Origin of the sequence: Nostoc sp. (genome assembly GCF_036918245.1) — a bacterium.
GTDB lineage: Bacteria > Cyanobacteriota > Cyanobacteriia > Cyanobacteriales > Nostocaceae > Nostoc.
Genome location: NZ_JBALEF010000050.1, coordinates 1 through 12,202 on the forward strand (window position 1 = coordinate 1; position 12,202 = coordinate 12,202).

The 12,202-nt window shown below is 40.4% G+C and carries 10 protein-coding genes and 1 pseudogene; 3 read left to right on the plus strand and 8 right to left on the minus strand.

Translation table 11 applies throughout. The annotated features are described in order from the left end of the window. Positions 1-306: 306 nt before the first annotated feature. Complete coding sequence (locus V7L12_RS13625; RefSeq protein ID WP_335084765.1) at positions 307-804, plus strand: hypothetical protein; 498 nt, start codon at positions 307-309, stop codon at positions 802-804. A gap of 15 nt (positions 805-819) precedes the next feature. Next, on the plus strand, positions 820-1,365 hold the full coding sequence (locus V7L12_RS13630; RefSeq protein ID WP_335084767.1) for a hypothetical protein: 546 nt from the start codon (positions 820-822) through the stop codon (positions 1,363-1,365). Positions 1,366-1,464: 99 nt separating this feature from the next. On the opposite strand, the gene V7L12_RS13635 is transcribed toward V7L12_RS13630, so the two are convergent. Then, positions 1,465-3,228, minus strand: coding sequence for a mechanosensitive ion channel family protein (locus V7L12_RS13635; RefSeq protein ID WP_335084769.1), 1,764 nt, complete (start codon positions 3,226-3,228; stop codon positions 1,465-1,467). A 396-nt stretch (positions 3,229-3,624) separates the two neighbouring features. Between V7L12_RS13635 and V7L12_RS13640 the strand changes: the two genes are divergently transcribed. Next, the gene (locus V7L12_RS13640) at positions 3,625-4,254 is read left to right on the plus strand and encodes a hypothetical protein (RefSeq protein WP_335084771.1); all 630 of its coding nucleotides are present in this window, start codon (positions 3,625-3,627) and stop codon (positions 4,252-4,254) included. A gap of 370 nt (positions 4,255-4,624) precedes the next feature. Here the strand turns inward: V7L12_RS13640 and V7L12_RS13645 are convergent, their stop codons facing one another. The 7 genes and pseudogenes from V7L12_RS13645 to V7L12_RS13675 form a co-directional block, all read right to left on the minus strand. Beyond that, complete coding sequence (locus V7L12_RS13645) at positions 4,625-5,326, minus strand: hypothetical protein (protein WP_335084773.1); 702 nt, start codon at positions 5,324-5,326, stop codon at positions 4,625-4,627. 383 nt (positions 5,327-5,709) lie between these two features. Next, positions 5,710-6,477, minus strand: a complete 768-nt coding sequence (locus tag V7L12_RS13650) for a phosphatase PAP2 family protein (protein WP_335084774.1) — start codon at positions 6,475-6,477, stop codon at positions 5,710-5,712. Between the two features lie 35 nt (positions 6,478-6,512). Continuing rightward, positions 6,513-7,754: a hypothetical protein gene (locus V7L12_RS13655; protein ID WP_335084777.1), complete on the minus strand. Its 1,242-nt coding sequence runs from the start codon at positions 7,752-7,754 to the stop codon at positions 6,513-6,515. Positions 7,755-8,151: 397 nt separating this feature from the next. Continuing rightward, entirely contained in the window at positions 8,152-8,886 is a 735-nt protein-coding gene (locus V7L12_RS13660; protein WP_335084779.1) for a glutathione peroxidase, read from the minus strand. Between the two features lie 77 nt (positions 8,887-8,963). Next, a pseudogene (locus tag V7L12_RS13665) lies at positions 8,964-9,893 on the minus strand (alpha/beta fold hydrolase). Positions 9,894-9,915: 22 nt separating this feature from the next. After that, positions 9,916-10,740 carry an SDR family oxidoreductase gene (locus V7L12_RS13670; RefSeq protein WP_335084780.1) on the minus strand — a complete coding sequence of 275 codons (825 nt, stop codon included), beginning with the start codon at positions 10,738-10,740 and terminating at the stop codon, positions 9,916-9,918. A 132-nt stretch (positions 10,741-10,872) separates the two neighbouring features. Beyond that, a complete protein-coding gene (locus V7L12_RS13675) occupies positions 10,873-11,358 on the minus strand; it encodes a glutathione peroxidase (protein ID WP_335084782.1) in 486 nt (161 codons plus the stop codon). Between the last annotated feature and the right edge of the window lie 844 nt (positions 11,359-12,202).

The window sequence follows — 12,202 nt, forward strand, 5'->3', positions numbered from 1 at the left end:
GCATTTGTTATATCGGCGTTCGCATTTGTTATATCGGCGTTCGCATTTGTTATATCGGCGTTCGCATTTGTTATATCGGCGTTCGCATTTGTTATTTCGGTGTTGGGCACTGCCAGGACTTATCCCTACTTAGGTAAAATTTTGAAGATAATATGTAGTTTTGCTGTAGTCCAATTTCCAGTCATGGACTAACGATACAATCACTATACAGATTTATTAATATCATCATTAGCAGATGATTATTAATTTGTACAGTACTTAATTCATAATAATTACGAATTAGGAATTATTTAATAGGAGTCGTTGATGAGTAGACAACAGCTAGAGCAGGTAAAGCAATTGCAAGCCACTGTGAACAAGATGGAAGTAACACTGGGTGCGATCGCTGATGCTGTAGTCTGGGTAGGAGAAGACAGACTCATTCAATGGTATAATTCTAGCTTTGAGTCTTTAGTAAACCAACCTCACGGTAGTGTCTGCGGTGCGAAGTTAACTGACTTGCTACCCCTAACACAAATAGGACAACCAGTTGCTTTGCCTTGCTATCCTAATGTGCAAATACTCAATGGGGAGTATGAAACAACAAATTATCAGTTGCAGCAAGATGAGCAAATAACACTCCAAATTTCCGGTAGCTGTACCGAATTGACTAACGATCAATGTGCCATACTGGTAATTCGGGATATCACACTAACTCAAGAATCCTTGCAAGAGATTGAGGAGCGGTTGCAGACATTAATTAACGCTACATCTGATATTATCTGTCCGCAACTTCTGCTTCGATGGAATTATCGACCTAACTGAGGAAAATATCCAATTATGAATAGCAAAACTAAATTATTGACTTTTGTTACCGTAACGTTAACAGTTTCTTCTTTGGCTATTAGCACAGTTGTAGCAAAGGCGAAACTAACGAATCAGTCAAAACTGTTTATCAACGGTATCGGCGCAGTACAAGTTGGCATGACTGTCTCTCAAGCGGCAAAGGCTGCTGATACTAAGCTAGTGGGCGATTCACCAAATAACAATTGCTATTATGTTAAGCCACAAAATGAACCCAAAAATCTTTTGTTCATGGTGACAAAAGGTCGAATTTCTAGAGTAGATGTGCGAGAAAATAATCAGATTACTACCCTCAAAGGTGCAAAAATTGGCGACACCGAAGCGCAAATCAAGTCCCTTTACCCAGGACAAATTAAAGTTACACCTCATAAATACGTCCAAAACGGACATTACCTAACTTTCATCCCGAAAGACCGTGGCGATCGCAACTATCGTGTAGTCTTCGAGACTGATGGTAAACTTGTCACTGAGTTCAGAGCGGGTAAATTGCCAGAAGTCGAATATGTTGAGGGCTGTTCTTAATTTAATCATCTTGCAAAAAAGTTTTGTAGTATATTGAAGCGTTTTTCAGCAAAAGGTTTTAGCGGTTCTGGTAAGTTATTCGTTTCCAGCTGACAATCCTCAATTTGCGTTCATCTGAATATTGTTGGCTTCAAAGGCTTGCCGTACCCGTAGACGAAACTCTCGCCCAACGCTCCATTGTTCCATAGGTGCGGTTTTAATCCAGACGCGCACTGACATACCCGTATGGGATAGGTCATCAATCCCCAACACTTGGGGCGATTCTAGTAGGCGATCGCGCCATTCTACTTCGCTATACAATTGTTTGGATACTTGCTTGAGAATCTCTAAAACCTGCTTGGGGTCGTTTTCATACGCCACTACAATAGAAAAGTCTACCCGCGACCAGAGACGGGTTAGATTGCTGACATTCATGATATTGCTATTGGGAATGGTAATTAGTTTACCTTCGTTATTACGTAGTTGAGTTACCCGCAGGTTGAGATTTTCCACTAGTCCGCTTTTATCCCCGATCTCAATTACATCTCCCACAGCAAATTGATCCTCCATCAAAATCAAGCAGCCATTGACCAAATCTTTAATCAGACTTTGGGAACCAAGAGAAATGGCGATACCAATGACAGCGCCCCCCGCCAAAATTGAACTGGTGGGCATATTAAATGCTTTTAGAGAATGCAAGATACCCAAGGTAATGAAAACAAAGGTGATTAATCCTTTGAGTGCCCCGGAAACTGTTGCAGCTCGTAGCGCAATCCGTTGAGTTTCATTCAAAGGGAGAGAGGAATGGGTTGTCCAGACATCAGTGAGGCGGTCAATTAAGGTTTTGCCGATCCGAATAACAAGACTGATGAAAAACCAAATAATCAGTAGCGCCAGGGGCCTGGCTAAAGCGTCCTTCGACCATCTCATGAGGTAGGGGACGCTATACATGATGACCACAATCCCGATGTACCACATCAGAATAAATGTCCAAAACAGTAGCCATGTGAGCAGAGAATAGATCCCCAGTTGGCGCTTGAGGCTGAACTGTCGCTGGATCATTTCTAGAAACTGCGATCGCTGATGGGCGATCGTGTCTGCATCTGTTTTCTTTTCGCTGGTTTCTATTGTGTGAATAGTTGTGGATGTTTCTGCCTCAGATCGCTTGACTACACCCTGTTTTACCGCAGCTTTCTGCTCTTGATGGCGAACTTGCAATGCCGTCTGTTTGCGAATTAGAGTTCGCCGCAGTAACCACAACACAACACTCCCCAACACTAAGCCGATGCTGATTTGCAGTGCCTGTCCAATTCGTTGCCACAATACCTTATGCGAGAAGAGTCTATTAATGCGTTCCACTTCTGCTTGTAATATTTTTTGCCACTCCTGCGCCAATTCCTCCAGAGTTTTTCCGTGGTAGTCAGCATCTGGCTCTGTTACAGTCACCAGCCTTAAAGGACGAGTTGTTTGATCGTCACTGAGCTGGAGGATTAAATCCTGATTCAGAATGGCAATAGAAACCAGAGGAGTTTGTTTAGCTTTGTTAGTTCGGTCGAGCGCTCGCATGAGCCGTTGCGTTATTTCTTCGGCACGTACCTCTACTGGAAGAGATCCATCTGGCGGTTGGCTACGATTAAAAACAGTGGGAGAGACAATCTCAAACAATAAGCTTCTGTCTAAGGGTGAATACACAGAGGCAATTTCATACATACCGAGGCGGGTAACACCACTAGGTGGCTGGTGCGGATCGTTGGAGGCTGCGGTAGGTAAGGAAGGTAGTTGACTGTGAGCGCTCGCACTCCAACCAAGTACCATTGCGATCGTCATCACACTGACTAGCACAAACCGAATTATTGAATGGAGGAAGCGATTAAACAGGAACATATCTATGGAAAAGTGATTGAGTAACTGATATTAGTGTTGGTCATCATCCTACTTTAATTCCCGATCATCAATTAATTTTAGATATTTTATAGGACAAGTAAAATGGTGATTTTATCTCCATGTGGTCTTCAATTAGTAGCAGGTCTAAATCCCCCACGCTTTTAATTCTGACTTGCTTTTTCTGAATTCTTCTTCCAGAGAAAAAATCTGGCGATGCCTGCGGCGGGCGAAGCCATCGCTTCCTATACAAAAGCTCTAGAATTCAGAATTTGCAAAAATTTTTGGAGAGTGACACAACGCCAGATAGTTTAAAAACTTTTGCAAGTGTCAACTAGCAAATGCACATTTAGGGGATGATATAAAATGTCATCTTCGTTGTTATAATTCAGGAGCTTTATGGCGATCAAATCTTCAAATTTATTTTTAGCGGTAGCATTGGCGATCGCTTCTTTAAGTTTTCCCGTATCTGTCAAAGCCGATACCGTGAATGCCCGTTGCGATGTGTTCCCAAAAGGAGAAGACCGCGCTACATCCTCTGGTGCGTGTACCTTTTCCCAACGGCAAGGTGGGGTTAGCATTCAACTGGAAAATGGTCGTAGCTATGACCTGCTCCCTGTGGGTAATCGACCCGGCAATTATCGCGATCAAAATGGTGATGCTGCCTATCGACAAGCTGGACTGGGCGACCGGGGACAGATTTATCGCCTCGCCAATGAGTCGATTTTTGTCTATTGGGATACATCTGCTAATCGACAAAACTCAGGTAACAGAAATCGTAGGGCTGGTGCTAGGCGTCAGCCTGAGGCGGGTACTACTGTTTCTCGGTTGAGTGATTTAGTGGGGGCAAGGGCAGGACAGGCAGAAAACACAGTGAAAGAACGGGGCTATCGATGGGTCAAGAGTGATGATTCGGGCTACGGCTACTGGCTAGAAGGCAGAACTAACTACTGTGTAACGATCCGAACAGAGGAAGGACGCTACCAATCGATTGTTTACACAGGGGGTTCAGAGGATTGTAAGAAATAGTTGCTATCTGGACAAACACATCCAATTTAGAGGGCACTGAGAGGATGTCTTAGGGTGTGTTTTAAAACTTGATAATAATTGTTAAAAGTAGTAAAAATTAACGAATTTAGCATTTACTGATGATTCTTTTACTGCACAGTCGAGGCGACTTGACACAGCGACAATGGAAGATCCTGATGTTGCTGCTTCCTGCTCAAAAACCAAAAACTGATCGCCCCAGCAAAGACCATCGCACAATCATCAGTAGTTACTTTGTACTACTGAATACAATTGTATCTTTATGTAACAGTTGAAGGTGCGGAATGTGAGATAAAAACTGCGAAGACATGGGTTTCGTTAAGACAAAGACGAAACCCAACAATACAGCAGACTAGAAACGAGTTCTGCCATTGCTCCAGTCGCCGGAATCGCAAGTACCACGGAAATCCTCAATCCCATTAATGGCAATCCGTCCACTGCGTCGATCGATCTCAACACGCGGATGATTTAGTCCATTCACCCGGTATTTTCCCGTGATTTGCTCAGGTGTGACACGGAGATCCTTGAGGTTCCACCATCCATCAGTACCGCCTGAATTAATTGGCGGGATGAGCCTTCCGCCCAGATGAATTTTTCCCTGCATATTACGAATCTCGACTTGAACCTCGGAATCGAACTCGTCTGTCGAAGACTCTACACGATTTTGCAGTTCATAGCGATGACGACGTGAGTTCCATTCATAGCTATTGCGGTTTTCAAAACTTGGTTTGCGACCTTCACCGTAGCAGATTAAAGTCAGTCTTTGGCGCATTGAGTCGTTACTGTTGCGCTCAGGTGCGCCTTGCTCCCGGAGATAGGTATCGATCGCAGTTTGAGCTTTACCAATTTCTCTTGAACTACAGGAACGACCATTTTGAACTAGCTCCCCTTGAGGGCTAAAAAGGACAGTGCAACCGCTTCCTCGTGTCATCCCCGTCACACTGAAATTACCGTTGTCTACAGTGTCAATTATCGCTTGAGCATTCACAGAACTCGCAACTGTAAGTGTAAGTAAACCCAGCGCGATCGGCGTTAAAGCTCGCAATGTTTTCATTGTTATATTGATTGTTGTTTTGAATAGATATGAATTAATGGGATCACTCTATCACCAAGAGGTTGAATGGTAAAGTCAGTAGACCGAAAAGTTTTGCCAACGCTAAGAATAATAGCCGATGATACCGTTTTTGGATAATTAAGTTATTAGCTTTACTTACAAAACGAGTTCCTGACAAAAAAATAAAAGACCATATTTTGAAATACAATTTTTGAATTCAAAATAAGCTTACTGAAGCCATGCTCTGGTTTTAATAATCATCTTGCACAAATGCAAAATTTGCCCTCATCCCCCAACCCCTTCTCCCAAAATGGGGAGAAGGGGAGCCAATTTCAAAGTCCCTCTCCCAAGCTTGGGAGAGGGATTTAGGGTGAGGGCTGATATTAATCCTCATTTATCAACTTTATTTCTTCAGGGAGTAAAGTAGTTTCATCTTTAGGACGTTCGCCATCTACGGATTTGGCTATAGTTATATACGGTTTTATAATTAGACTCACACCAATTGTCCAACCTAATGTAACCATCCAACCTGCGAGAATGTCACTGGGAAAATGAACCCCCAGGTAGAGACGACACCACGCAACAGCTATGATGTATAAGCTGCCAAATATGAGAACCAACCAGCGCCAGGAACTAGTCCAAGTTAAGAATAACAAAATTGCTACCAGTGTTACACTCGTCATCGCATGAGCGCTGGGAAATGCAAAACTAGACTCAGGTGCAATGGACTGCCACAATTGTGGACGCACTCGATGCATTAATTCCTTGGCTGTGCGGTTGATGATAATGCTTCCTGCTGATGCGGTGAGTAAATAAGCTAGTGATCGCCAGCGTTTTTGAAGTAGTAACATCAAGGCGATCGCACCCAAAATCAGCATCGCCGTCCAAGGCAACCCAATTGTAGCTAGGGTGACAGCTAAAACATCTAACTGTGGGTTTGTTGTAGAATGAACTGCTAACAGAATCGGTACATCCCACGGAAACCCCGCTTGATTTTCCCATATCTTCACACTCAGGATTTCAAAAACCTGCAAAGGTAAATAGACTCCGAGCAAAAGGAGTAAGAGCGATCGCCAACGAGCAATCAACAGGTTTTTGAGAAAATCAAGCGGCGATTGACTCTCTTTATTGATTTGTTTCTCTTTTTCCATATCTAAATTAAAAAGGCGATCGACGACTTCACTGATTACAAATTACTGGAAACTTGAGAAGTTCCACAATGTTTACAGTACGACAAATGCTTATAAGTAAGATTATGACAGTTATGGCATTCAATGTACTGATAATAACCGCAGTGTGGACAGTAAGTATCAAGATGTCGAATTTTCTTGGCACAATTGACACATCGTGATTTTTGAACTCTGCTAGCAGCTTGGACTTTAGCGTTAAAGACAAATTTTTGAAAAAACTGGATGATTCCAAAACCAATAACTGGAATTAGCAGGATATAAAGATAATTTATTAGGAAAAGTAAACCGCCAAAAATGGCACTGACTATATCAAATAAAAATTTAAATATTGCACCTATTTGCAGAAATTCAAATATTTTAACGATTAGTGGGATAAAAAAGATAACTAGCAAATGCCAGCTAATTAGCGAAACGAGTCCATATCCTCTTCTTTGGGCAAATTTATGAACTGATAAGGCAATGAAAATCAGTGGTAAAAGAAAGAGGGACTGAAAACCAAGTTGGATACTTGGATACCAAAATGATGCCTGCTGATAGCCTTTGTCAACTTCTTGGAATCGACTGTCATCTTTAAGAAAAGCTATAAAACTAATACTTTCTGGTTTGGCAAGTATTTCATTTTTAAGAGTAAAAGTTTCTTGTTTAAGAGTAGAAATTTGGCGATTATTTTGTTCTAATGCCTGTTTAGCTTTTTCTGCACTGACTTGATTAATTGATTGTTCGCGGCTCTGTCCGGCAATTTTTTCTAATAGCGTTGAGTCATATTGAGATTTAATAGTGCTATTGGCTTGTTCAAGTCTACTAATTTTTGCTTGTTTTTGCTCGATAGTTTTGATAATTTGCTGCTTTTCAAGATTGTTAATCTTATCTTTGTAATCGGCATATTGCAAACATGTTTGAGAAACCTTACCCAGATGTCCTGCTTCGGCTTGTTGATAGTTTCCCCGAAAACTAAATTGATTGTTCGTGTAAGATGACAATGAAAGTCTAACAATTTCATAGTCTTTATCTTTAGTAGTTTTTGTCCGGTAATTTTGCCACTCTGAATAACATGGATAAGCCTCAGTCGGACTGATATGCCATCTGCTAATATCATCAAGTCCGGTAAAAACATTAATTAAGATAAAAATATCAATTATAATAATGACAGTTAAACTGACTTTATTCAGTGGTTCGTTGTTGATTGTCCTTGATTTACTAAAAAATTGACTCAAAATTCGGCGAATTCTGGCAAACATATTGTATTTTAAATAAATGTAAATTCAATCCGAATCAATTTTATCCGATCGCTAGTGAATAGCTGGACAAAAATACATCTACCCATCTGAAGATTTATTAACTGCTCACGAAAAACAAAATCCCCGACAACTTTTACGAAGTCGGGAATTCTATGGCTTTCAATTCTCACAAATCAGGCTGCGGTCAAAAATATCATGACTTTCACCTGAAGTGTACCCCAACTCAATACCGCTCGGTTAAGAATATTCGTAGGTTGGGTTGAGTAATAGCGAAACCCAACAAACCCCGCAAAATGTTGGGTTTCGCTCCTCAAACGCCACTTGCTACCTTGCGGGAACGCTAAAAGCTAACAAGTCGGGAAACCGCAAGGGCGCAGTATTGCAACCCTACTCAACCCTATTTAGCAGCAAAGTAGGCTTCTAATGCCTCAGAACCACCAATTAATTTACCATCGATAAACACTTGGGGAACTGTTGTCGCACCTGTAACTGCTTTTAACGACCGTGTGGTGATATCCTTGCCCAAGGTAATTTCTTCGTAGTTGATGTCATGTTCCTTGAGCATTTCCTTAGCACGGGCACAGAAAGGACAACCCACTTTCGCAAACAGGGAAACTACTTCGGGCTTCACTGCTTGGGGGTTGATGTATCTGAGCATTGTCTCAGCATCAGACACTTTAAAGGGATCTCCTGGCTCCTCTGGTTCAATAAACATCTGGTTAATTACACCATCTTTCACTAGCATAGAATAGCGCCACGATCGCTTCCCAAACCCCAAGTCTGATTTGTCTACCAACAGACCCATACCTTCAGTAAATTCACCATTTCCATCAGGAATTAGTGTGATATTTCCTGCCTCTTGATCCTTCGCCCATTCGTTCATCACAAAGGTATCATTAACAGAAATACAGATAATGTCATCGACACCATTTGCTTTGAAAACCCCAGCCAACTCGTTGTAGCCAGGGAGATGAGTTGATGAACAAGTCGGAGTATAAGCACCTGGTAAAGAGAAGACAACTACTGTCTTACCAGCAAATAGCTGATCGGTTGTCACATCCACCCACTGATTGTTCAGGCGAGTATGAAAAGTGACATTGGGTACTTTTTGTCCTTGATGATTGGGTAACATAGTTTTGCTTGCCTTTAGTAATCAATTCCAGTCATAACTTATCATGGGAGAACTGGTACAATGTAACTATCAATCAGCTAAAAAACTTCATTAATGAATGGAGCGATCGCTGCTACAAATTCAGTGGTTGATTCATAGGGTAAAACATTACGCCCATTTATTTTTATACCTCGACTTTTAGGCAAACAAGCAAGATAGTGAGCCAAGCGTTCATCTGGCGTTTCTTTTTTATTGTCTTGGCTAATACTCGATGCAGTTTCTCCCATAACTGCTAATGTTGGTTGCTGAATCGAGTCAATAAAACTAGTATAATCATCTCGCCAAAACCCTGCTAAAAAAGAAAACACTGCATGGCGGCTAGCAGGATTTTTTGCACCTGCAAGCAATGTATTTAACCACTCTGCATCCACAGTATTTTCAGAAGCAAAGAGTTGACGAATCGAAAAAGAACGTAAAAATTTTGGGGTGCGTGCATAGCGATAAAAAGCACTGCAAAAAGGCGAATCTAACACATTCCAAAGGAATTTTTCCTGCCATTCTGGTGGTTTATTTGTCATCAAAGCCCACGTTGGTGGCCCAGAAAGTACCAGTCCAGCAATTAAATTTGATTCCTTTTGGACTAATTGGATGGCAACTGGCAATAAAGCGCCTTGCACTACAACAATAACAGGTTTTTGGACTACTGTTTGTAAAAAGGACTGCAACTGTTCTGCCCAATCACTAGGAGTGTAAGCTATACGGGGCATATCACTTTCACCACATCATAGTAAATCAGGGTTGTAAATTGAATTACGCTGACCTGTATTATACCACTCGCGACAAAATCGCTGCCAAAATCGCCGCGACAATCCCACGCCAATCGGATGAATTAATAGTAAGGGAATGCCCTCAGATGTTGTATTAATTGGTTGATAAATTTCGTAGGCACAACGATAATTCTGCCAACTGTAAAACTGGCTAGGAGATGCTGTCAAATTGGTTGTGTTAGCTACAGCAGATGGTTGCATAATTCCTAGTTTTTAATACTTGCTAAAAAATCATTTGTGGATGAATCAACTCGTATCCAGCTTCTTTGAGCTTTTCATTCGATACCCAAGCATTATATGGGCGAGTACTCTTGATAGATGTATCCCATTCTACTTTGGGTAAATTATGTTTTTCAAATAAGCTATCTAGCAAGTCTCGGCTGGTGAGATGTGCATCATCTACCAGATTGTAAATTCCTTGCAAACGACGGTGACGGGCAAATTCTATCGCACCAACAATATCATCTAGATGAACCCAATTTGTGGTATCCTCACCATTGCCCGGACGGGTTGTACCAGAATATCTACCAAATATTTTCAACAGTTCTCTACCAGTTCCATAAATCCCTCCTAAGCGGAAAATACAAACACGGAGATTTTCGCTAGATGCTGATAGCAACACATCTTCTGTTTTGCGGAGAATTTGGGCATTTAAATTAGCAGGTGCAAGCGGTGTTTCTTCATCTACCCAGACACCATTCCTGTCACCATATACGGCATAACTACCTGTGTATATTATTTGTTTTACACTCTTAATCTGTTGTAAGCACGAAACTAAAGTTTGGGCAGTTTGTAGATAAGTTTCTTCATAAACTTCTCCACTTTTTGCCCCAACACTCAAAAGTACAACATCTTGATTGTGCAAAACTGATTTTAGACTATCTATGTCATTACCACAGGTAACTACAACTCTTTGAGATACTGATTGTAGGGCGGGGACACGCTCAGGCGAAGTTGTGGTTACACTAACAACAAAATTCATCTCTTGCTGCCAATATTGAGCAACTTTATAACCAACATAACCACAACCAATGATTGCAACGTTCATGACAAATTAGACACAAATAAATTAAACTACTCATTGAGAGAAGATTCTCAATTAATTGTCTGGAAGTAAATAATTTTAACAGTCCAGAGCTAACAGTCAATAATTAATAGTACAGAAATTTTTACCTAATGACTATTTCGCTAATTCTTTCTCAATTGTGGCAATTATCTCTGGTGAATTTGGCTGGACACTACTATTAAATCGAGCTACCACTTCACCTTGCTTATTAACTAAAAATTTTTCAAAGTTCCAAGCAACAGTTCCCGTTGGCTCAACGGCTTTAGTAAGTCGCTCATAAAGTGGATGCTGCTGTGAGCCTTTGGCATGAATTTTATCGAATAGTTCAAAGGTAACATCATATTTACTCGTGCAGAATTGCACAATTTCTTCATTGCTTCCTGGTTCCTGCGCTCCAAAATCGTTACAAGGGAACCCCAAAATACGTAAACCTGCTTTTTCATACTTTTGGTTCAACTTTTCTAACCCCTCGTATTGAGAAGTATAACCGCAGAAGGAAGCTACATTTACAATTAAGAGTACCTTCCCGGTGTAGTCGTTTAATTGCTTATCTTCACCGTTGATGGTCTTGACTGCAATATCCGAAATTGTGTTACTCATCTTAAATCTGATTTATAGGGAATATTGCCAAGTCTCCCATATTACAGGTACTCTAAACCCGGTTTCTTTAAGGAAATTAGGTTTGTTAGCCTTGTTGTAACAATTCTATGTGAGTCATGTAGTTGCAAAACGCTGTATCTTGTATAAATAGCTCGATTAAACTGCTATCCCAGCATAAGTATGGGAAATCTGCGTTGCTTTTAATACAAAATTTTGAGTGCAGTGATGAATTGATATACCTTTAAAGTCACAAAGAATTAACTCTTTGTATAAAAAGTTAACAACATTCAAAATTGTCCCATTATGATAGTGGAAAATACGTAGCTAATAAAGGATATAGTTGCTTTTTTGTTGGCTCATGAGTTATATTTCATCACAAAAACAAAAAACTGTATTTTATGATACAGTTTTTTGTTTTGAGTAAATAGACAATCAGTCAAATTTATCCGTTTAGGCATAAATTTACCAAAGTGAAATCAGGAACTAGTCTCATAATTTCTGTGAAGGAGTATTTATATTTTTCTTTAATCAGAGTTTTTAATATTAGAAAAAGTGTGTTTCCAGAAAAATAAATAACTGATACAGAGAATGAGATATTCCTTGCCACTTCCTACCAGATTTTTTATTGACATTATTCAAGACAATTTTGGGCAATTTCTCAACCATTTTTTTTTAAAAGATTAAAGATTAAGTGAAGAAGACTTGACTATTTCAGAAAATACATCATAAATTTCTTACGAAGAACTATAAAAAATGTAAGGATTCAGGTCTAATATTTAGGAAGCAGTGATGGCCGAGACAGATAATTATTAGAATTAGCCAGCAGTGCTTGTGCAAAAAAGTC